Annotated in this window: 19 protein-coding genes; 10 read left to right on the forward strand and 9 right to left on the reverse strand. The window is 71.2% G+C overall.

The features are described from left to right. Nucleotide 1 precedes the first annotated feature (1 nt). Nucleotides 2-3,871, reverse strand: a complete 3,870-nt coding sequence (locus tag ACFRFH_RS14535; RefSeq protein ID WP_382463706.1) for a multifunctional oxoglutarate decarboxylase/oxoglutarate dehydrogenase thiamine pyrophosphate-binding subunit/dihydrolipoyllysine-residue succinyltransferase subunit — start codon at nt 3,869-3,871, stop codon at nt 2-4. Nucleotides 3,872-4,006: 135 nt separating this feature from the next. On the opposite strand from ACFRFH_RS14535, the gene ACFRFH_RS14540 reads away from it, so the two are divergent. After that, nucleotides 4,007-5,443: a GuaB1 family IMP dehydrogenase-related protein gene (locus ACFRFH_RS14540; RefSeq protein WP_382463707.1), complete on the forward strand. Its 1,437-nt coding sequence runs from the start codon at nt 4,007-4,009 to the stop codon at nt 5,441-5,443. Between the two features lie 12 nt (nt 5,444-5,455). Here the strand turns inward: ACFRFH_RS14540 and ACFRFH_RS14545 are convergent, their stop codons facing one another. Beyond that, nucleotides 5,456-5,890 (reverse strand): hypothetical protein, encoded by a 435-nt coding sequence (locus ACFRFH_RS14545; RefSeq protein ID WP_382463708.1) that lies wholly within the window; start codon nt 5,888-5,890, stop codon nt 5,456-5,458. Between the two features lie 202 nt (nt 5,891-6,092). Here ACFRFH_RS14545 and ACFRFH_RS14550 point away from each other — a divergent pair, with 202 nt between their 5' ends. The 3 genes from ACFRFH_RS14550 (at nt 6,093) to ACFRFH_RS14560 (ending at nt 8,917) form a co-directional block, all read left to right on the forward strand. After that, nucleotides 6,093-7,424, forward strand: a complete 1,332-nt coding sequence (locus ACFRFH_RS14550) for a hemolysin family protein (RefSeq protein ID WP_382463709.1) — start codon at nt 6,093-6,095, stop codon at nt 7,422-7,424. Then, on the forward strand, nt 7,421-8,458 hold the full coding sequence (locus tag ACFRFH_RS14555; RefSeq protein ID WP_382463710.1) for a hemolysin family protein: 1,038 nt from the start codon (nt 7,421-7,423) through the stop codon (nt 8,456-8,458). The genes ACFRFH_RS14550 and ACFRFH_RS14555 overlap by 4 nt, the downstream gene beginning before the upstream one ends. A gap of 72 nt (nt 8,459-8,530) precedes the next feature. Then, nucleotides 8,531-8,917: a VOC family protein gene (locus tag ACFRFH_RS14560; RefSeq protein WP_382463711.1), complete on the forward strand. Its 387-nt coding sequence runs from the start codon at nt 8,531-8,533 to the stop codon at nt 8,915-8,917. A gap of 22 nt (nt 8,918-8,939) precedes the next feature. On the opposite strand, the gene ACFRFH_RS14565 is transcribed toward ACFRFH_RS14560, so the two are convergent. Continuing rightward, the gene (locus ACFRFH_RS14565) at nt 8,940-10,025 is read right to left on the reverse strand and encodes an NADH:flavin oxidoreductase/NADH oxidase (protein WP_382463712.1); all 1,086 of its coding nucleotides are present in this window, start codon (nt 10,023-10,025) and stop codon (nt 8,940-8,942) included. 8 nt (nt 10,026-10,033) lie between these two features. Next, nucleotides 10,034-10,651 (reverse strand): HAD family hydrolase, encoded by a 618-nt coding sequence (locus ACFRFH_RS14570; protein WP_382463713.1) that lies wholly within the window; start codon nt 10,649-10,651, stop codon nt 10,034-10,036. A 64-nt stretch (nt 10,652-10,715) separates the two neighbouring features. Here ACFRFH_RS14570 and ACFRFH_RS14575 point away from each other — a divergent pair, with 64 nt between their 5' ends. From ACFRFH_RS14575 to ACFRFH_RS14590, 4 genes are all read left to right on the forward strand, one after another. Then, nucleotides 10,716-11,588 (forward strand): NAD(P)H-hydrate dehydratase, encoded by an 873-nt coding sequence (locus ACFRFH_RS14575; RefSeq protein WP_382463714.1) that lies wholly within the window; start codon nt 10,716-10,718, stop codon nt 11,586-11,588. A 68-nt stretch (nt 11,589-11,656) separates the two neighbouring features. After that, nucleotides 11,657-13,012 carry a hypothetical protein gene (locus ACFRFH_RS14580; protein WP_382463715.1) on the forward strand — a complete coding sequence of 452 codons (1,356 nt, stop codon included), beginning with the start codon at nt 11,657-11,659 and terminating at the stop codon, nt 13,010-13,012. A gap of 82 nt (nt 13,013-13,094) precedes the next feature. Beyond that, complete coding sequence (locus tag ACFRFH_RS14585) at nt 13,095-13,415, forward strand: MTH1187 family thiamine-binding protein (protein WP_382463716.1); 321 nt, start codon at nt 13,095-13,097, stop codon at nt 13,413-13,415. Beyond that, nucleotides 13,416-13,631, forward strand: coding sequence for a hypothetical protein (locus tag ACFRFH_RS14590; RefSeq protein WP_382463717.1), 216 nt, complete (start codon nt 13,416-13,418; stop codon nt 13,629-13,631). A gap of 53 nt (nt 13,632-13,684) precedes the next feature. Here the strand turns inward: ACFRFH_RS14590 and ACFRFH_RS14595 are convergent, their stop codons facing one another. The 5 genes from ACFRFH_RS14595 to ACFRFH_RS14615 form a co-directional block, all read right to left on the reverse strand. After that, entirely contained in the window at nt 13,685-14,965 is a 1,281-nt protein-coding gene (locus tag ACFRFH_RS14595) for an MFS transporter (RefSeq protein WP_382463718.1), read from the reverse strand. A gap of 127 nt (nt 14,966-15,092) precedes the next feature. Next, nucleotides 15,093-15,746, reverse strand: a complete 654-nt coding sequence (locus ACFRFH_RS14600) for a response regulator transcription factor (RefSeq protein ID WP_345836675.1) — start codon at nt 15,744-15,746, stop codon at nt 15,093-15,095. A gap of 50 nt (nt 15,747-15,796) precedes the next feature. Then, a complete protein-coding gene (locus ACFRFH_RS14605; RefSeq protein WP_382463719.1) occupies nt 15,797-17,086 on the reverse strand; it encodes a hypothetical protein in 1,290 nt (429 codons plus the stop codon). Then, nucleotides 17,083-18,249 carry a sensor histidine kinase gene (locus ACFRFH_RS14610; protein WP_382463720.1) on the reverse strand — a complete coding sequence of 389 codons (1,167 nt, stop codon included), beginning with the start codon at nt 18,247-18,249 and terminating at the stop codon, nt 17,083-17,085. The genes ACFRFH_RS14605 and ACFRFH_RS14610 overlap by 4 nt, the downstream gene beginning before the upstream one ends. A gap of 16 nt (nt 18,250-18,265) precedes the next feature. Next, the gene (locus tag ACFRFH_RS14615; RefSeq protein ID WP_382463721.1) at nt 18,266-19,471 is read right to left on the reverse strand and encodes a homoserine O-acetyltransferase; all 1,206 of its coding nucleotides are present in this window, start codon (nt 19,469-19,471) and stop codon (nt 18,266-18,268) included. Nucleotides 19,472-19,606: 135 nt separating this feature from the next. Between ACFRFH_RS14615 and ACFRFH_RS14620 the strand changes: the two genes are divergently transcribed. Continuing rightward, nucleotides 19,607-20,107: an NfeD family protein gene (locus ACFRFH_RS14620; RefSeq protein ID WP_382463722.1), complete on the forward strand. Its 501-nt coding sequence runs from the start codon at nt 19,607-19,609 to the stop codon at nt 20,105-20,107. Between the two features lie 2 nt (nt 20,108-20,109). Further along, on the forward strand, nt 20,110-21,585 hold the full coding sequence (locus ACFRFH_RS14625; RefSeq protein ID WP_382463723.1) for a flotillin family protein: 1,476 nt from the start codon (nt 20,110-20,112) through the stop codon (nt 21,583-21,585). Nucleotides 21,586-21,590 lie beyond the last annotated feature (5 nt).

The raw sequence follows: 21,590 nt of genomic DNA on the forward strand, positions 1-21,590 counted from the left end.
GTTAGAGCGTCAGCGCGCGCTGGATGAGCAGCGACTGCTCCTGCGCGTGGCGCTTGGCGGAGCCGGCGGCGGGCGACGCGGACGCCGGACGCGAGATGACGCCGATCGGGCGCGGGCCCAGCTTGGAGGTCTCCAGGATGATGAACGGCCAGGCGCCCTGGTTCTCCGGCTCGTCCTGCGTCCACACCAGCTCGGCGTCGGGGTAGGAGTCGGCCACGGCCTTCAGCTCCTCGGCGGGGAGCGGGTAGAACTGCTCCACGCGCACCAGCGCGATCTCCGGGTTGGGGTTCTTCTCCAGCTCGTTCGCGAGGTCGTGGTAGAGCTTGCCCGCCATGAACAGCACGCGCTTCACGGCCGCCTTGTCGGTGATCCGCGCGTCGTCGATGACCGGCTCGAACTTGCCGTTCGTGAAGTCGGCGACGTCGCTGGAGGCACCGCGCAGGCGCAGCATCGCCTTCGGCGTGAACACCACCAGCGGGCGGCGCGGCCGGGCGTAGGCCTGGCGGCGCAGCAGGTGGAAGTACGACGCCGGGGTCGACGGGCGCGCGACGGTCATGTTGTTCTCGGCGCACAGCTGCAGGTAGCGCTCGATTCGGGCGCTGGAGTGGTCCGGCCCCTGGCCCTCGTAGCCGTGCGGGAGCAGGAGCACGAGCGACGAGCGCTGGCCCCACTTCTGCTCGGCCGAGGAGATGAACTCGTCGATGATGATCTGGGCGCCGTTGGCGAAGTCGCCGAACTGGGCCTCCCAGAGCACGAGCGCGTCGGCCCGCTCGACCGAGTAGCCGTACTCGAAGCCCATCGCGGCGTACTCGCTCAGCAGCGAGTCGTAGATCCAGAACTTCGCCTGGTTGTCGCTGAGGTTCGCCAGCGGCAGCCACTCCTGGCCGTTCATGCGGTCGTGGAGCACGGCGTGGCGCTGCACGAACGTGCCGCGGCGCGAGTCCTGGCCGACGAGGCGCACCGGGGTGCCCTCCAGCAGCACGCTGCCGAGCGCCAGCAGCTCGCCGAAGCCCCAGTCGATGCCGCCGTTGCGGCTCATGTCGCTGCGCTTGTTGAGGAGCTGCTGCAGCTTCGGGTGCACCGTGAACCCGGCAGGCGGGTTGTTGAAGGCGTCGCCGATGAGCGAGATGACTTGCGGGCTGACGGCCGTGGTGTCCGGCTCGCCGACGTTGTCGTTCTCGTCCTGCTGCGCGATCGGGTGCTCGAGGTCGGCCGTGGCCTCGCCCTGCGTGATGATCGGCACCGAGTTGGTCTGGGCGGCGTGCGTCTCCATGAAGGCGCGCTCGAGGCGGTCCTGGAAGTCGGCGTGCGCCGCCTGGTACTCCTCCTCGGTGATGTCGCCGCGGCCGACGAGGGCCTCGGTGTAGAGACGGCGCACCGAGCGCTTGGCCTCGATGAGGTTGTACATCAGCGGCTGCGTCATCGAGGGGTCGTCGCCCTCGTTGTGGCCGCGGCGGCGGTAGGCGATGAGGTCGACGACCACGTCGCGCTTGAACTCCTGGCGGTACTCGAACGCGAGCTGCGCCACGCGGACCACGGCCTCCGGGTCGTCCCCGTTGACGTGGAAGATCGGCGCCTGGATGGTCTTCGACACGTCGGTCGAGTAGACCGACGTGCGGCCCTCGCCGGGAGGCGTGGTGAAGCCGACCTGGTTGTTGATGTTGACGTGGATGGTGCCGCCGGTGCGGTAGGCACGCAGCTGCGACATCTGCATCTGCTCGACGACGATGCCCTGGCCGGCCATCGCCGCGTCGCCGTGGACGAGGATCGGGAGGGTGAGGAAGGTGCCGGCGGGGCGGCGGTCCTGCTTGGCGCGGACGATGCCCTCCAGGACGCCGTCGACGGCCTCCAGATGGGACGGGTTCGCGGCCAGGTAGACCGGGATCTCGGCGTCGTCGGCGCCCTTGAAGGTGCCCTCGGTGCCGAGGTGGTACTTGACGTCGCCGGAGCCCTGCACGGTGCGCGGGTCCTGGGTGCCCTCGAACTCGCGGAAGATCTGGCCGTAGGTCTTGCCCGCGATGTTGGTGAGCACGTTCAGCCGGCCGCGGTGGGCCATGCCGATGGCGGCCTCGTCGAGCCCGGCCTCGGCAGCGCCCTGCAGTATGGTGTCGAGCAGCGCGATGGTCGACTCGCCGCCCTCCAGGCTGAAGCGCTTCTGGCCGACGTACTTGGTCTGCAGGAAGGTCTCGAACGCCTCCGCCTCGTTGAGCTTGCCCATGATGCGCAGCTGCTCGTCGTGCGTCGGCTTCTCGTAGGGGCGCTCCAGCTTGTCCTGGATCCACTTGCGCTGGGCCGGGTCCTGGATGTGCATGTACTCGACGCCGACGGTGCGGCAGTAGGAGTCGCGCAGCACGCCGAGGATGTCGCGGAGCTTCATCTTGCGCTTGTCGCCGCCGAACGCGCCGGTGACGAACTCGCGGTCGAGGTCCCAGAAGGTGAGGCCGTGGTTCTCGATCTCGAGGTCGGGGTGGCTGCGCTGGACGTACTCCAGCGGGTCGATGTCGGCCATGAGGTGGCCGCGCACCCGGTAGGAGTTGATCAGCTCCTGGACGCGGGCGGTCTTGTCGACGGCGCTGGCCAGGTCGACCGAGATGTCCGGGTTCCAGTGGATCGGGATGTAGGGGATGCGCAGCTCGGCGAAGATGTCCTCGTAGAAGCTGCGCTTGCCGATCAGCAGCTCGTGCACGATCTTCAGGAACTCGCCGGAGCCGGCGCCCTGGATGACCCGGTGGTCGTAGGTGCTGGTCAGCGTGATCGTCTTGCCGATCGCGAGGCCGGCCAGCGTCTTCTCGCTGGAGCCCTGGAACTCGGCAGGGTACTCGAGCGCGCCGGCGCCGATGATGGCGCCCTGGCCCTTCATCAGGCGCGGGACGGAGTGCACCGTGCCGATGCCGCCCGGGTTGGTCAGCGAGATGGTGGTGCCGGCGAAGTCGCCCGCGGTGAGCTTGTTGTTGCGGGCCTTGGAGACGAGGTCCTCGTACGCGGAGAGGTACTCGCCGAAGGCCATCGTGTCCGCACGCTTGATGCTCGGAACGAGCAGGGCGCGGGTGCCGTCCGGCTTCGGGAGGTCGATCGCGATGCCGAGGTTGATGTGCGCGGGGGCGACGACGGAGGGCTTGCCGTCGACCTCCTCGTAGTAGACGTTCTGGCTCGGGAAGTCCTTGAGCGCCTGGATGAGCGCCCAGCCGATCAGGTGGGTGAACGACACCTTGCCGCCACGGGCGCGCTTGAGGTGGTTGTTGATGACGATGCGGTTGTCGATCATCAGCTTGGCGGGGATGGTCCGCACGCTGGTCGCGGTCGGGACGGTGAGCGAGGCGTCCATGTTGGTCGCCAGCGACTTCGCCATGCCGCGCAGCGGGGTGACCTTGTCCTCCTCGGCCGCCTCGACGGTGGCATTGGGGGAGGTGACCGGGGCGTCGGCCGGGACAGGCTGCGGCTTCGGCGCGATCGACGTGGTGCGCGCGACCGGCTGGGAGCCGATGATCGGGATGGGGGTCGTGACCGGGCGCGGCTCGGACGACTGGGCCGGGCCGGACGGCTGCTCGGGGGCGCCGGGCGCCGGAGCAGGAGTCGCGGGCGGCGCGGGAGGCGTCGGGAACGTCGGCTCGGTCGGCGTCGGGACGGTCGGCTCGCTGGGCGTGGGGACGCCCGGCTCGGCCGGGGTCGGGGCGGGCGTCTCGCTCGGCGTCGAAGCCTCGCCCTCCTTGATGGTCGGCTTGTAGTTCTCCAGGATCGGCCACCAGGACTTGTCGACCGAGTTCCTGTCCCGGAGGAACTGTTCGTACAGCTCCTCGACGAGCCACTCATTGGCTCCGAACTCACCCGACGATCCGTCGTCGGTTCCCACACCGGTCAATTGGCTCGACACAGCCGATCGCCCACTCTCTCCATTGATTTCGTTACGATCGGGCGGTCTCGGACCGCCCGTTCCATCCGAGGTTCAAGCCTAATCCCATCCGCGACCGGGTGCGGGCGTCCGACCCGGGAGGATACCGTTATTCTCATGCAGTTCTATGCGACGACTCCGCGCCACGACCTCACGTACTCCGACGTCTTCCTGGTCCCCTCGCGATCGAACGTGACGAGCCGGCTCGACGTGTCGCTCGCGCCGCAGGACGGCACGGGGGCGACCATCCCGATCGTGTCGGCGAACATGAACTCGGTGACCGGCAAGCGGCTGGCCGCCACGCTCGCCCGCCGCGGCGGTCTCGGCGTACTCCCGCAGGACATGCACCTGCAGGATCTCGACGAGGCGATCCGCTGGGTCAAGGCGCAGCCGGTGGCCTTCGACACCCCGTACGAGGCGCGCCCGGAGGAGACCGTGGCCGACGTGCTGCGGCGCGTGCCCGCCGTCGAGGGGCACGGCGTGGTCGTCAGCGACGCCGGCACGTACCTCGGCTGCCTCGCGGCCGTCCAGCTCGGGTCGGCGCTGGCGGACGCGCGGATCGGCGACCTCCTGCACGGCGCGCTCACGTCCCTGGACGCGGACGACCTGCCGGACGGCCGGGCCGCGTTCGAGGTCATGGACGCCGCGGGGCTCGCCTTCGCGCCTGTGCTCTCGCACGGCCGCGTGGTCGGCACGCTGAGCCGCACGAGCGCGCTGCGCTCCACCATCTACACGCCGGCGCTCGACGCCCACGGCCGCCTGCGCGTCGCGGCGGCGGTCGGCATCAACGGCGACGTCGCGTCGAAGGCCAAGGCGCTGGCCGCGGCGGGCGTCGACGTGCTGGTGATCGACACCGCGCACGGCGACCAGGACGGCATGCGCCGCGCCATCCACACCGTCCGGAAGCTCGGACTCGGCCTGCCGATCGTCGCGGGCAACGTCGTGACCGAGCAGGCCGTGCGCGACCTGGTCGCGGCGGGCGCCGACATCCTCAAGGTCGGCGTCGGTCCGGGCGCCATGTGCACGACGCGCATGATGACGGCCGTCGGCCGTCCGCAGTTCTCGGCCGTGCTGGAGACCAGCGCGACCGCGCGCGAGCTCGGCGCGCACGTCTGGGCGGACGGCGGCGTGCGGTACCCGCGCGACGTGGCGCTGGCGCTCGCCGCGGGAGGCGCGTCCGTGATGATCGGCTCGTGGTTCGCCGGCACGATCGAGGCGCCGGGGGCGATCGCGAGCGACGAGCGCGGCGCGCTCTACAAGGAGAGCTGGGGGATGGCCTCCACCAAGGCGGTCACCGGCCGGTTCGAGCGCCTGGACGCGTTCGACCGGGCCCGCAAGACGCTGTTCGCCGAGGGCATCTCCAGCTCGCGCATCTACCTCGACCCCCTGCGGCCGTCGGTGGAGGACCTGCTCGACATGATCACGACCGGCCTGCGCAGCTCCTTCACGTATGCGGGCGCCCGCACGCTGGCCGAGTTCCACGACCGCGCGCTGGTCGGCATCCAGTCCGCCGCCGGCTACGAGGAGGGCAAAGCCCTCCCTGTCAGCTGGTAGCGAGCGCCTTCCCTAGGACCCGTTGCCGGAACCGGTGCCCGAACCGGTTCCGGAACCCGACTGGCCGCCGAAGCCGTTGCCGGACTGGCCGCCGAAGCCGCCGTTGCCGCCGAACTGGCGCGGGGTGAAGTTCTGGTTCGTGCCGAAGCCGGCGCGCGCTCCGCCGCCGACGGCGTGGGCGGTGAAATAGCCGGCGAAGAAGACGATGACGAGCACGGCGACCGCGCCGACCGAGAGCGCGGTGTTCTGCGCCCAGCTGGGCCAGCGGTGCAGGACGCTGCGGTGCGACTCCCTGGCCGGGGGCACGGAGTCCTGCGGCACGGAGCCCTGCGGCGCGGAGCCCTGCGGCGCGTAGTGCGGGGCGGGCGGCGCGTACTGCGGCGCCGGCTGGCCGTACTGCGGGTCCGGCTGCCAGGGCTGGCCGGGGTTCGGGGCTGTGGTGCTCATGCTGCGTTCCTCTCGGTGGACTTTCTGCCGTGAGGATGCCGCCGCCCGCTCCGGACGCGCTATGGCGATTCGATGCGTCCGCTGGGAATCGCCGCCGGCCCCGACCCCCGGCATTTTCGCGGGGCGCGCCGCTATACTTCTCGGGAAATGGACGACCCTCCTTCTGCCAGCCCATTCCAACCGTTGAGCCCGCGCGAGCGGGGTGGTCGCCGTGCTCTCTGAGTGGGCACTGTTGGGGGTCGGCCTCCTCCTGACCGTCGGCACCGGCCTGTTCGTCGCCAGCGAGTTCGCCCTGGTGAACCTCGACCGCGGCGACCTCGAAGCGCGGCGCGAGCGAGGCGAGTCGCGGCTGAGCATGACGATCGCCGCGCTCAAGATCACCTCGACGCACCTGTCCAGTGCTCAGCTCGGGATCACGCTGACGACGCTCTTGACCGGTTACACGATGGAACCCGCGATCAGCTCGCTGCTGCGCGATCCGCTCACCGCCCTCGGCCTCCCGGACGGCGCGGTCGTGGTGATCGCGTCGGTGGTCGCGATCACCGTCGCGACGCTGCTGTCGATGATCCTGGGCGAGCTGGTGCCCAAGAACTTCGCGCTCGCGCTGCCGATCGCGACGGCCAAGCTGGTCATCCCGTTCCAGACCGTCTTCACGACGGTGTTCCGGCCCGCGATCTTCGTGCTCAACGGCACGGCCAACGGCTTCCTGCGGATGTTCGGCATCGAGCCGAAGGAGGAGCTGTCGGCGGCCCGCACCGCCGACGAGCTGTCCTCCCTCGTGCGGCGGTCGGCCAGTGCCGGCGTGCTGGAGGCCGACACCGCCACCCTGCTGAGCCGCACGCTCGCGTTCGCGTCGCGCACGGCCTCCGACGTGATGACGCCGCGGCCCCGCGTGGAGGCCGTCAAGCGCACCGATCCGGCGCAGACCGTGATCGGGCTCGCCCGCAGCACCGGCTACTCGCGCTTCCCGGTCGTGGACGAAGACGTGGACGACGTCGTCGGCTTCGTGCACGTCAAGCAGGCCGTCGCCGTCCCGCGCCAGCGCCGGGCGCGCGTGCCCGTGTCCGCGCTCCAGACCGAGGCGCTCCGCGTCCCGGAGACGATGACGCTCGACACCCTGCTCGGCGAGCTCCGCGGCCGCGGCTACCAGATGGCGGTCGTTGTGGACGAGTACGGCGGCACCTCCGGCATCGCGACCTTGGAGGACCTGGTCGAGGAGATCGTCGGCGAGGTCGCCGACGAGCACGACCGCACCCGGGCCGGCGTGGTCCGAGGCCGCGACTCCATCACGTTCCCCGGCATCCTCCGCCCGGACGAGCTGCGGGAGCAGGCCGGCGTGACCGTGCCGGAGGAGGGACCGTACGAGACGGTCGCCGGCTTCGTCATGAACGAGCTCGGCCGCCTCCCGAAGGTCGGCGACGAGGTCCTGATCGACGGCGGCACGCTGCGCGTCGAGCGGCTGGACGGGCGCAGGGTCGACCGGCTGCGCTACACGCCCGATCCGGACGAGCCGCCGACGGGAGGTGCCGCGTGAGCGACTGGGCCGGCATCGCCTGGCTGGTGGTGCTCCTCCTCGTGAACGCGTTCTTCGTGGCCGCGGAGTTCGCGGTCATCTCCGCGCGCCGCTCGCAGATCGAGCCGCTGGCCGAGCGCGGCAAGCGCAGCGCCAAGACCGCGCTGTACGCGATGGAGCACGCGACCCTGATGCTCGCGACCACGCAGCTCGGCATCACCGTGTGCTCGCTGCTGATCCTGAACGTCTCCGAGCCGGCCATCCACCACCTCCTGGAGGCCCCACTGCACGCGACGGGCTGGTCGGAGGACGTGATCGGCACCGTCGCGTTCATCATCGCGCTCGTGCTGGTCTCGTTCCTGCACGTCGTCTTCGGCGAGATGGTGCCGAAGAACATCTCGTTCTCGATGCCGGACCGGGCGGCGCTGCTGCTCGCGCCTCCGCTGGTCGGCATCGGCCGCGCGGTGCGCCCGATCATCGTGGCGCTGAACGCGAGCGCGAACGCGGTGCTCCGCCTGTTCCGGGTGGAGCCCAAGGACGAGGCCGCCAGCACCTTCACCCTCGACGAGGTCGCCACGATCGTGAGCCAGTCGACGCGCGAGGGCCTGCTGACCGACCGGATCGGCGCGCTGACGGCGGCGTTCGAGTTCACCGAGAAGAAGGTGCGCGACGCGATGGTCAAGCCGGAGACGCTGGTCTCGCTGCCGCCCGCGCCGACGCCCGCGGACGTGGAGCGGGCCGTCGCCAAGTACGGCTTCTCGCGCTACGTCGTGCCGGACGCCGGCGGCGAGCCGACCGGCTACCTGCACTTGAAGGACGTGCTCGACCTGGAGGAGACCGGCTTCGACCTCCCGGTGCCCGTCAAGCGCATCCGCCGCCTGGTCACCGTGTTCGTCGACTCCGACCTGGAGGACGCCCTGGAGAGCATGCGCCGCACCGGCAGCCACCTGGCACGCGCGGTCGACGGCGAAGGCACGACTGCGGGCGTGGTGTTCCTGGAGGACATCATCGAGGAGCTCGTCGGCGAAGTGCAGGACGCGACGCGGCGGCTGTAGACCGTTCGGTTCACCGGGCCAAAGCCTCCACCGGCGAGTAGCATGCCCGCGGAAAGAAGAGGAGAAATTCTCATGTTATCGTCGAGCAAGACCTACTCCGTCCTTCCTGCTTCGGACCTGGCGCGCGCCACGGCATGGTTCCGCGACAAGCTCGAGCTCGAACCGGAGGACACCAGTGAGCAGGGGGTCCGTTACCGCACGGGCGGGGACTCCTGGATCTACATCTACGAGACATCCAACGCCGGCACCGCGCAGAACACCGCCATGTGCTGGCTGGTGGACGACATCGTCGCCGAGATGGACCACCTGCGCGGCAGGGGAGTGCAGTTCGCGGACTACGACTTCCCCGGCCTGAAGACCGAGAACGGGTTGGCCACGGACGACACCGGCAAGTCGGCCTGGTTCCAGGACAGCGAGGGCAACTTCCTCTGCCTGACCCAGCCCCTGACTCCGATGTAGTCGGGCCGGATGACCCGCGGCCTCAGTCGCGCCAGACCGCGCGCAGGTACTGCGGCGGCCAGTAGTCGATCCTGACGCCGAGCTCATGAGCGGCCCGCAGCGGGAAGTGCGGGTCGCGCAGGAGTTCGCGCGCCAGCATGACCGCGTCGGCGCTGCCGCCCTCCACGATGTCGGCCGCCTGCTGCGGCGTCGTGATGAGGCCGACGGCGCTGACGTCCACCTCGGCCGAGCTGCGGACGTGCTCGGCGAACGGCACCTGGTAGCCGGGCTGCAGCGGGATGCGCACGCCGGTCTGGATGCCGCCGGAGGAGATGTCGAAGAAGTCGGCGCCTGCCTCCTGCGCCCAGCCGGCGACCGTCGCGGTCTGCTGCTCGTCCCAGCCGCCCGGCGTCCAGTCGCTGCCGGAGAACCGCACGAACAGCGGGAGGTCGTCGCCGACCTCCTCCCGCACCGCGGCGACCACGCGCAGCAGCAGCCGCGCGCGGTTCTCGAGCGCGCCGCCGTACTCGTCGGTGCGGTGGTTGGCGATGGGGGAGAGGAACTCGTGCAGCAGGTAGCCGTGCGCGGCGTGCAGCTCCAGGATGCGGAAGCCCACGTCGACGGCCCGGCGGGCCGCGGCGCGGAAGTCACCGACGATTGTGTCGATGCCGGCGAGGTCCAGCTCCTGTGGCACGGCCAGGTCGCCGAACGCGATCGGGGAGGGCGCGACGGCCGTCCAGCCGCCCTCCTCGGCCGTGACGGAGCCGTGCCGGTCCTCGAAGCCCCAGGCCGGCCAGCTGGACGCCTTGCGACCGGCGTGGGCGAGCTGGATGGCGGGCACCGCGCCCTGCGACGCGACGAACTCCACGATCGGCCGCCACGCCTCCGCCTGCTCGCCGGACCAGATGCCGGTGTCGCGCGGCGAGATACGGCCCTCGGCGCTGACGGCCGTCGCCTCCGTGAAGACGATCCCGCTGCCTCCCGTCGCGAGCGAGCCCAGGTGGACGAGCTGCCAGGTCTGCGGCACCCCGGAGTGGTCGAGCACGGAGTACTGGCACATGGGCGAGGTCCAGATGCGGTTGCGCACCGTCACGCCGCGCAGGGTCAGCGGATCGAAGAGCGAAGTCATACTCGTAACTAAGCCGCCAGAGTCTGGAGATATGCCCGGAGGTCGTCCGCCGACGTGTAGACGTGCCCGGCGATCCCGAGCGCGCGGGCGCCCTCCACGTTCTCGGCCTTGTTGTCGATGAACACGGTCTGGGCGGGCGTCACACCGAGCTCGGCCATGACGTGCTCGAAGATCTCCGCACTCGGCTTCACCGTGCCCAGCTCGCCGCTGACGAACACCTGCTCGAAGAGGTCGCCGAGCGTGCCGTGCCGGAAGTAGGAGCCGAAATCGCGGCCCGCGTTCGACAGCAGCGCCAGGCGGGTGCCGCCTTCCTTGAGGTCGAGCAGCACCTGGAGCGTGTCGTGGTCGATGCTCAGCCAGCTGCGGAAGTCCGCGAGCCACAGCCGGTGGATCGTCGCGTCCTCCCAGCTCTCGCCGAGCTCGCGCTCGATGCCGCGCCAGTACTGCTGGATCGACACGGTGCCCTGGTCGAGCGCGTTGCGGTGCCGCCAGTAGGCCGGCCAGAACTGTTCGGCGTCGCCACCGGCGATCTCCACGAGCGCGGTGCGGTCCGCGTCGCTCGGGGTGACCGAGATGACCTCGCCGTAGTCGAAGACGACCACCGATCCGGGGATGGAGATGCTCACCACTTCAACCTATCGTGGGCCGGGGATGTTCGATGGAGGAGATCGGGGAGGTTCGATGGAGGAGATGACGGTCCCGTCCGAGCTGGCGGTGGGGACGGCCTGGAGCGGTGAGCTCGCCCGCGGCTGGATCGCCGTGCCCACCGAGACCGACGACAAGTACTCGCGCGGCGTCCTGGGGATGGTCACCGGCTCCGCGCGCTATCCCGGCGCCGCCGTGCTCGGGGCCGAGGCGGCCGCCCGCACCGGCGTCGGGATGATCCGGTACCTCGGCGCCGAGCACGCCGCCCACGAGGTGCTGCGCCGCCGGCCCGAGGTCGTGTCAGCGCCCGGACGCGTGCAGGCCTGGCTCCTCGGCTCCGGGATGGACGCCGACGACCGCGACGACGACGACCTCCGCCGGCTCCGCGCGGCGCTCGACGACGGCACCCCGCTGGTGATCGACGCGGGCGCGCTCGACCTGGTGATGCGGGCCCGCGGGCCGGTCGTGATCACGCCGCACTACCGCGAGCTGTCGAAGGCGCTCGCCGCGGCGGCCGACGACGGCGCCCCGACGCCGGAGCCCGACGAGATCCGCCAGGACCCGGGAGGCTGGGCCGAGCGCGCGGCCTCCGCACTCGGCGCGACGGTGCTGCTGAAGGGCCACACCACTCACGTCGCCACCCCCGACGGCTCGCGCGTCGTCGTGACGGCCGGGCCGCCGTGGCTCGCGACGGCCGGCAGCGGCGACGTGCTCGGCGGCGTCCTCGGGGCGCTCGTCGCGACGCACGCCGACGCCGTCCGGGAGCGCGGGCACGAGGCGCTCGCGGCGCTCGCGGCGACCGCCGCCTGGGTGCACGGCCGGGCGGGCGAGGCAGCGTCGCAGGGCGGCCCGGTGGCGGCGCTCGACGTGGCGGAGGCCGTGCCGGTGGTGCTGAGGAGGCTGCTCGCGCGAAGCTGAGCGACCTCGCACAGTGGCGGGCCTCCCGGAGCGGTGCCACCGATACCGGTCCCATAAGATGAGGCGCTATGGGGATAGACGCCGCGGGGATGGACGCCGCTCCGATACCGGTTCCTGCGCAGCCCGGGGGAGCGGACACGTCGACTCTGCGCAGGGTCGGATCCAGCCCGCTGAGCCTGTGGATCGGCTTCCTCGTCGTCCACCTCGTCATCGGCGGCCTCGGGCTGCTGCAGCACACCGGCTTCGGCGACGTCTTCTGGGTCTACAAGCCGTGGGCGCAGCTCGCCGCGCAGGGCACGGAGATCGTCGGCCTCAACGCCGACTGGGTGTACCCGTTCGGCGCGATCGTGCCGATCATGCTGCCGCTGCTGTTCGGCGAGGACAACTACCTCGGCGGCTGGCTGACGATGGTCATGCTGCTGAACGCCGCCGCGTTCGCCGTCCTCATCGTCGGGCGTGAACCGCGCCGTCTCGTCGCCGCCTGGTGGTGGCTGGGCTTCCTGCTGCTCCTCGGCCCGATCGCGGTCGGCCGCCTCGACGCCGTCTCCGGCTCGCTCGCGATCGTCGGGCTGCTCTGGCTGACCTTCCACGAGCGCGCCGCCGTCGTCGTGCTGACGATCGCCACCTGGATCAAGGTCTGGCCGGCCGCCATCATCGTCGCCGCCGTGATCGCCATGAAGACGCGGTGGCGGATCGTGGTGACCGGAGCGGTGACCAGCCTCGTCATCGTGGCCGTTCCGCTGATCTTCGGCGGCGGCATGCACGTCCTCAGCTTCATCACGACGCAGACCGACCGCGGCATCCAGATCGAGGCGCCCGTCGCGACCTTCTGGATGTGGCAGGCCGCGTTCCACGTCCCCGACGCCGTCGTCTACTACGACAGGGACCTGCTCACCTTCCAGGTGACGGGCCAGGGGACGGTCGAGGCCGGCTCCCTGATGAACCCGCTGCTCGCGCTCACCGTGCTGGTCGTCTCGCTCGTCGGCATCCGCTCGCTGCGGCGCGGGACGCCGTACACGCGCATCCTCCCCGAGCTGTCGCTGGCGCTGGTGACGGCCTTCATCGCGTTCAACAAGGTGGGCTCGCCGCAGTACATCGTCTGGCTCGCCGCCCCGGTCGTGATCGGGCTGGTGTACCAGGGCCGCGGGTTCAAGACGCCGGCGATCCTGGTGCTGACCACGGCGGCGCTCACCCAGCTCATCTATCCGTACCTGTACGACGGCCTCCTCGTGCCGCTGCCGGCGATGGTCGCGGCGCTCACGGCGCGCAACCTGATGTACTTCGTCGTCCTCGGCTGGACCATCGGGGCGCTCTGGCGCAAGCGGCACCGGGATGAGGCGGCGGGAGATCTGCTGCCCGCGCACGCGTGGCCGTTCCGCTCGGCGCCCGACGCGCACCCGGTGCCCGTGAGCGAGGCGCCCTAGCCGGGCTCCGCGGCCGCGCGCCCTCCTAGACTGGTCCGGGTGCCGGACGTACCATCCGGGTGCACGAAAGAAGGAGGGGCTCATGCTGGTCGCATTCTCGGTTGCTCCGAGCGGGGGAGAGGCACCGGACGCCTCGGTGCACGACGCGGTCGCCGCAGCGGTCCGGATCGTCCGCGAGTCGGGCCTCCCGAACCGCACGAACTCGATGTTCACCGAACTCGAGGGCGAGTGGGACGAGGTCTTCGACGTGATCCGCCGCGCGACGGAGGCCGTCGGCGCCTACGGCACGCGCGTCTCGCTGGTGCTGAAGGCCGACATCCGCCCCGGCCACCACGGCGAGCTCGACGGCAAGGTCGAACGGCTGGAGGCCGCGCTGCGGCGGGGCGAGGCGGCGGGCGAGTAGGTGGACCCGAACCCGCTCCTCACGATCGGCTTCTTCGTGCTGGCCTACGGCTGGCCGATCTACCTGCCGGTGCTCGTGCTCGTCGCGGGCACCCTCACCGGAGCCGTGGTCGTCGCGATCGTCGGCGCGGTCCGCTCGGGCATCCGCGGCCCGCAGCCGCCCGACGACGACGTCGACGTCGCCGAGTTCTTCGCCGACCCGCCGAGGGGCACGTAAACGCCCCTAAAACCGCGTTTTAGGGGCGTTTACGTGCCCTTCGACGGAGCAGCTCAGTCGATGGGGACCGGGTCGGGGTGCTGGGCGTGGACGACGCCGGTGTCGACGCCGCGCCGGGCACGCGAGTGGTCGATCCCGAACGAGACCAGCGCGAGGGCGATGCCCGCGACCGCGAGGATCGCGCCGACGACGATTGGCGACAGGTAGCCGAAGCCCGCCGCGATGGTCAGGCCGCCGAGGAAGGCGCCGGAGGCGTTCGCGATGTTGAGCGCCGAGTGGTTGAGCGCCGCCGCGATCGACTGGCTGTCGTGGGCGACGTCCATCAGGCGGGTCTGGATCATCGGCGACAGCGCGGAGGCGGCCGCGGCGATGACGAAGACCGAGATCAGGAGGCCCGCCAGGCTCCACGCGGTGAGGAACAGCGCGGCCAGCCCGGCGAGCATGATCGCGAAGAACGCCAGCATCCCGCGTTCGACGCTGCGGTCGGCCATCCGGCCGCCGAGGAGGTTGCCGACCGTCATCCCGATGCCGATCAGGATCAGCACCAGCGGGACCGCCGACGCCGACAGACCGGTGACTGTCGTGACCATCGGCGCGACGTAGGTGTAGACCGCGAAGAACCCGCCGAAGCCGATCGCGCCGATCAGGAGCGCCAGCCACACCTGCAGCCGGGTGAAGGCCTTCAGCTCGTTGCGCAGCGTCGCCCTCGGGTCGCCCGCCTGCCACGGCACCAGGAGGGCGACGGCGGCGAAAGTGAGGGCGAAGATCGCGGCGACGATCACGTAGGCGGCGCGCCAGCCGTGCTGCTGCCCGAACCAGGTGATGAACGGGACGCCGATGACGTTCGCGATGGTGAGCCCGGAGAGGACGAACGCGACGCCCTGGCCGCGCTTGCCCGGTCCCATCAGCGACGCGGCGACGAGGGAGGCGATGCCGAAGTACGCGCCGTGCGGCAGCGCGGAGAGGAACCGGGCGACCAGCACGAGCGGGAAGGTCGGGGCGAGCGCCGACGCGATCGTGCCGACGGTGAAGGCGACGAGCAGCCAGAGCAGCAGCTTCTTGCGCGGCCAGCGTGCCGCGACCGCGGCGATGGTCGGCGCGCCGACGACGACGCCGAGCGCGTAGGCCGAGATGATCCAGCCGGCCTGCGCGTTCGCGGCCGTCGGGGAGGCCGCGTAGAGCTGGGGCAGGAGGTCGTGGGCGATGTTCGGCAGCAGGCCCATGGCGACGAATTCGGTCGAGCCGATGCCGAAGCCGCCGAGGGCGAGCGCGAGGAGCGCAAGACGAGTACGGGCCGGCGACAACGTCGTCGGCCCGTCGATAACCGGGTTCACCGTGACAGTCTATCGAATCGTTTCGACTGTGACGTTTCAATCACGTTACAACCAAACGAACTGACAGAACACGCCGCCTGCGCGCAGCGCGAGACGGCGTGTCCTGTCAGCTGGATGACGCGGGGCGTCAGTCGTTCTGGAGGAGGATGCCGTCCTGGATGGCGCGCTTGCGCAGGGCGACCTTGGTGCCCACGTCGTAGCCGGCCACGCGGTACTTCTCGCGGATGCGCTTGAGGTAGCTCTTGGCGGTCTCGTCCGAGATGCCGAGCTGGAACGCCACGGCCTTCACCGGCTCGCCCGCGCCGTACAGCGCCATGACGCGGCGCTCCTGCGCGCTCAGCTTGGGCGCGCCGCCCAGCTCGCCCGCGTTGAGCGCGAGGTCGAGCTCGGCGGAGATGAAGGACTCGCCCTTGCTGGCGGCGCGGATGGCCTCCACGATCATCTCGGCGTCCTCGCTCTTCACGAGGTAGCCGAGGGCGCCGGCGGCCAGCGCCTCGCGCACGACGGCCGGCTCGGAGTACGTGCTCATCAGCACGGTGCGGACGCCCGTCGTCTTCAGCGTCGACAGCTTCAGCGAGATCGGGATGTTGTCCTTGAGGTCGAGGTCGAGCAGCACGACGTCCACCGGGAACTCGGGGTGGGTCAGCAGCTCCGGCCAGCTCGCGACCGCGGCGACCATGCTGATGTCGTCGGCCGCGCCCCTGATCCACTCGGTGAGTGCGCCGAGGAGCATCTTGTGATCGTCGACGATGGCGATCCTGATGGGGGGAGTCTCGCTCATGAGCAGCCCTTTCTTCCGGTGTGACCGGTCTTCCTGGTTGGCCGGCTGGGTCAGGTCAGTTCGGCCGTCGTGTCGCTCACGGTGGTGATCTCGATCCGCAACGCCGAGTCGCTGAACGACTCGGCGTGACGCCCCACCTTACGGATAGCTTGCCACGCCGCGGGGTCTACCCCGTTTCGCGGCACACCGGTGGTCGTGATAACGATCCCCATTGTGGCACCGGTGGCCACGGCCGACCCGGCGGCGACCTGTGGCCCGGCGGCGCGCACGATGTCGAGGGTGAGGCTGCGGGTCTGGCCGGCGCCGGAGCGCACCGGGTCGCTGATGATCAGCCAGACCGCGGTGAGGAGGCCGTCGCGCTGGTCGCGGGTGAGGCCGGCGGCGAGGCCGTCCGGGTCGCTGAGGGTGACGGTCGGGCCGAGCAGGGCGGACTCCGTGACCGCGTGGTACAACCAGGTCTCCTTGCGGCCCTGGATCAGGTGCAGGCGGAGCTCGGTGGCGATCGAGGCCGCCTGGTCCGCTGTCGACTCGTCGAGCGGGAGGGCGGTGCGGCCGGTCGCGACGCCGTCGAGCAGCCGCTCGGCCGCGAGGTCGAGCCGGGCGAGCTCCTCCGAGGCCATCATCCCGACCGCGTAGCCGGGGGAGGACACCGTGCTCTGCGCCTGCACGAGGTCCAGCTCCAGCTGGACCAGGGTGCTGAGCGAGCGGACGATCTCCACGCCGACGAGCGGAGGGGCGACGGCGATCGCGACGGTCGCGATGCCGGGCCCGAGCATCTGGATGTCGTGGAACGACCGCAGCAGCAGGACGACGGCCAGCGCCACCCCGAGCACCGCCGTCGCGACGAGGATGTCGCGCGCCGGCCGCACCGGCACGCACAGCAGCAGCGCAGGCCCGACCGCGGCCGCCGCGGTGAGCGGGAGCCAGTCCGTCGGGGACGCCGTGCCGAGGACGTCGAGCACCACCACCGCCGCCCACAGCACGAGCGCGGTGCCGAACAGCCAGTCCGGCAGCAGGTCGGGCAGCCGGAAGCGGAGGACGAGCGCGGTCACCAGGGTGGCGATCAGCACGGCCCACGCGCCGATGCTGAACGGCAGGGCCGGGTAGTACGGCGCCGTGAGGACCATGATCGCGAACAGGAAGGCGATCAGCGCGATGGCGGCGACGTTGAAGCCCAGGTCGAGCCGCGCCCGCCCGAGGGCGTCGCGCTCCTGCCTGCCGCGCGGGAGCGACGCGGCCCCCAGCTTGGCGGTGCCGGACGTGCCGGGCTTCGGCGCGCCGGGCACACGGCCGCCCAGGAGCCCGCGGGAGATCGGGATGGTGCGATCGTTCCTGGTCACTTCGGCACCTCCAGCACCACGGTGGTCCCGCTGCCCGGCGACGAGAACAGCCGGGCGTTGCCGCCGACGTCGCGCAGCCGGGCGACGATCGACTCGGTGAAGCCGAGCCTGCCCTCCTCGATGCTCGCGACGTCGAAGCCCTTGCCCGCGTCGGTGACCATCGCGCGCACGGTGGTCTCGTCGTCGGTGATGGTCACATGCGCCTCGAGGACCCCGGAGTGCCTGCGCACGTTCTCCAGGCACTCGCCGAGCGCCAGCAGGAACGAGTCGAGCACGTCGCTGGGCAGCAGCACCTGGCCGGCGCCGTGCCAGTTGACCTCCAGCCCCATCCGGCGGAAGCGCTGCTTGACCGACTCGAGCGTGTTGCCGAGGGTGGACTCCTCCACAGGTTTGAGCCGGTAGTCGCCGGAGCGGGCCGGGTCGGGGGTGAAGCCGAGACGGAGCTGGCGGAGCAGCGCCGCGTCCTCCGCGGCCTGCTCGCGCAGCGCGCCGACGCCGACGCCGACGCCGGAGTGGGCCAGCAGCGTGAGTGTGGCGAGCACCGTGTCGTGCAGCAGGCGCGCGCCCTGGCGGCGGCGGGCCTCCGTCTCGCTCGCCTGGCGCTCGACCCGGTAGGCCCGGCTCATGGTCGCGATGCGCTTGAGGGTGCGGGGCACGGCGCGCGAGAGCCAGATGCCGGTCGCGGTCAGGGCGATCCAGCCGGCGGCGATGAAGATCAGGATCTCGGTCAGCATCGATCCGGTGGCCAGCAGGGTCAGCACCGTCGCGCCGATGGTCGCGGCGCCGGCGACGGCGGCCAGCACCGTGCGGGCGCGGGAGGTCGGCGCGACCACCGCGACGCTCGAGATGCCGACCGCGGCGACGACGCCGATGGTGGTCACCGCGGACGGGCCGAGGTCGGTCCGGGGGAGCAGGTGCAGGAGCATGAGCCCGAGGCCCGCGACCACCGTCACGCACATCCAGACCGTGAGCCGGTTGAGGGCGACGAACTGGAACTGGGCGACGCCCATGCAGGCCAGCAGGACGAGGGACGCGAAGTAGAGGGGCAGCGGGATGGTACCGGGGACGCTCAGGGTGAGCACCGTCGTCGCCGTGGCGGTGAGGCCGACGGTGCGGGCGGTGGTGGCGAGCAGCCGATCACGCTCCTTCTGGATGCGCGACATGCCCCTCCGTTCCCCTCTACGCCGCGAACAGCCTCCTGAGCTGCTCGCTGACGGCGTCGTCCTCGATCAGGAATCCGTCGTGACCGAAGTCGGAGCGGATCACCACCGGAAGCCTACCGTCGATCGTCTCCGGGAGGTGGGAGGCGATGAGCTGCTGACCCTCCAGCGGGAAGAGCCGGTCACTGTCGATGCCGACCACCAGAGTGCGTGATTTCACGCGTGAGAGCGCGGCCGCGAGTCCGCCGCGACCGCGGCCGACATCGTGAGAATTCATCGCCTCGACGAGGGTCAGATAGCTGTTCGCGTCGAAACGCCGGGTGAACTTGTTGCCGTGGAAGTCGAGGTACGACTCCACCGCGAACCGGCCGCCGCCCCCGAGCGGGCTGATCCCGCTCTGCCACGCGCGCTCGAACCGCTCGTTCAGCTCGGACGGGCTGCGGTAGTTGAGCAGCGCCATCCGGCGGGCGAGCGCGAGGCCGCGGTGCGGGCCCTCGCCGTCCTTCTCGTCGTAGTAGTAGCCGCCGTGGAACAGCGGGTCGGTGCGCACCGCCTCGATCTGCACCGAGTTGAGCGCGATCTGGTCGGCGGTGGAGAACGGGGGAGCAGCGATGACCGCGAGCCGCTCGACGCGCTCCGGGAACGTCACAGCCCACTCCAGCGCCTGCATGCCGCCCATCGACCCGCCGACGACGGCGGCCCAGCGGTCGACGCCGAGGGTGTCGGCGAACGCGGCCTGCGCGTTCACCTGGTCGCGGATGGTCGTGAACGGGAAGCGCGGACCCCACTCGGCGCCGTCCGGCGCGATCGAGGCGGGGCCGGTGGTGCCCTGGCAGCCGCCGAGCATGTTCGGCACGACGACGAACCAGCGGTCGGTGTCGATCGCCTTGCCCGGCCCGATGATGCCCTGCCACCAGCCGGGCGTCGGATGGCCGGGACCGGGGGCGCCGACCGCGTGGCTGTCGCCGGTCAGCGCGTGCAGCACGAGCACCGCGTTGTCGCGCGCCGCGTTGAGCTCGCCCCAGGTCTCGTAGGCGACCCGGACGAACGGGAGGCTCTCGCCGCTCTCGAACGCGAACGCGCCGATCCCGGCGAACGACCGCGCCCCGGCGGGGTCGGACTCCTTCCACGCGCCGCTGGCCGCGGGCTTGCCGAGCAGCGACCGCGCCTGAGCCTCCGTGATGAAGCTCGAGGGTGCCGTGTCCGCCGAGGTCTGCCACTCCATGCGCCCCATTCTTGCGGAGCGGGGGAGGGTGCGGTGCAGTGTTACGGCGCGAGAGTGTTCCCGGATCTCTGGCACAATGTCAGATGCGGAATGTAACGCGGCAGACAATGCGGCCCGACAGAGAGGGAGGAGTCCGTGCTCGTCTTCATCGCCATCGGCATCGCCGGGCTCGTCGTCCTGCTCGTCTCGATGCTCTTCGGCGAGTTCCTGGACCTCCTCGACGGCGCGCTGTCCGGCACCGGACTCGGGGCCGGGCTCACGCTGTTCGGCGCCTCGGGAGTGCTCGCGCTCGCCAACGGCTGGCCGGCCGGCGTCGCCTATCTGATCGCCGCGGTCGCTGGCGTCGTCACGCTCACGGGCGTGCAGCTCCTCGTCCGCCGCTTCGTGCGCAGCGAGGACGGCGTCCCGAGCGACCCGGCCGGAATGACCGGTGTCGCACGCACGACGATCACCAGGGCGGGCGGCGAGGTGAGCTTGGACGGCCCGTACGAGGTCGAGGCGCGGCTCGCCACCAGCGACGTCGACATCCCGAGCGGCGCCCCGATCCGCGTCGTCGCGGCGAGCGGCCCGCGCGTCCGCGTCGAACCCCTCGACAACTCCCTCCACCGGGACCCCTCACTCCACCGAAAGGACTGACCGTGGACTCCTCCCTCATCGGGATCATCGCGGGCGGCGCGATCCTCGTCGCCGTGCTCGCCGTCTTCCTGTTCATCGCCGGCCGCATCCGGCGCGTCGCGCCCAACGAGGCGCTCGTCATCGTCGGCCGCGGCGCCGGGCGTCGCCCAGGCGCGGGCGAGCCGGACGGTGGTCAACGAGTGGTGATCGGCGGCCGGGTGTTCATCTGGCCGATCCTGCAGCAGGGCTTCCCGATCTCACTGGAGCAGCGCCAGATCGGGATCGTGGTGGAGGGCGTCGACGCCAACTTCATCAAGCTGGCGATCCAGGCCAGTGTCAACTTCAAGGTGTCCGGAACGCCGGAGGGCGTCCGGCGCGCAGCCCAGCGCTTCCTGTCGCAGCAGAGCTCGCTGACCGAGATCATCCAGCAGTCGCTGGAGGGCTCGCTGCGGTCGATCATCGGCAACATGCCGGTGACGGAGATCATCTCGAACCGCAACGCGCTGTCCGAGGCGGTCGTCGAGGCGACGAAGGTCGACCTCGCCGAGCAGGGCCTCCAGGTCGACCTGCTCAACATCTCCGAGATCTCCACCCCCGGCACCAACTACCTCGCCGACCTCGGACGTGCGGAGGCGGCGCTGGCGAAGCAGAACGCCGAGATCAGGGAGGTCGAGACCGCCCAGGCCAGTGAGTTCGCCCGGATCGAGGCGGCGGAGCAGATCGCGGAGCGGCAGAAGGCGCTCAGCCTCAAGCAGGCGTCGATCAAGGCGGAGACGGACCGCGCGAACGCCGAGGCCCAGGCGGCGGGTCAGCTCGCGACAGCGGAGCAGGACCGGATCGTCGCGGCGCAGGAGCGCGACGCGCTCGCCGAGAAGGCCAAGGTCGAGCAGGAGCGCCTGGACATCGAGGTGCGCAAGCCGGCCGAGGCCGACGCCTACGCGACCGTGCAGCGCGCCCAGGCCGAGCGCGACGCCGCGAACGCCGCGACCGAGGCGGACGCCTTCAAGCGGCGCACCATCGCGGAGGCGAACAAGGTCGCCGCGGTGCAGGACGCTCAGGCGGCGGCGGAGGCCGTCCGGCTCGCGGGTGACGCGGAGCGCGACAGGCAGATCGCCCTCGCAGCGGGCGTGCGCGCCGACGGCGAGGCTCGCGCGGCCGCGATCGAGGCGGAGGGCATGGCCGAGGCCAGGGCGACCGATGCGAAGGCGGAGGCCCTGCGCAAGTTCGGCGAGGCCGGGCTGGCTTCCGAGATCATCGACCGCCTCCCGGAGATCACGCGGGCCGTCGCGGAGCCGCTCGGCAACATCGACTCGCTGACCGTCATCAGCACGGAGGGCGCGTCGGCGGTCACCAAGACCATCGGCCAGGTGACGAGCGAGGTGCCGAAGGTCGTGAAGGACCTGACCGGGATCGATCTCGGCGCCGTGCTGGGTTCGCTGACCGGCGCAGCGCTGGCAGGAGCCGGCCCGGGGGACGAGCCCACGCCCGCCGAACGCTGAGCCGC

The sequence above is a fragment of the Leifsonia sp. NPDC056824 genome, from assembly GCF_042789575.1.
GTDB lineage: Bacteria > Actinomycetota > Actinomycetes > Actinomycetales > Microbacteriaceae > Leifsonia.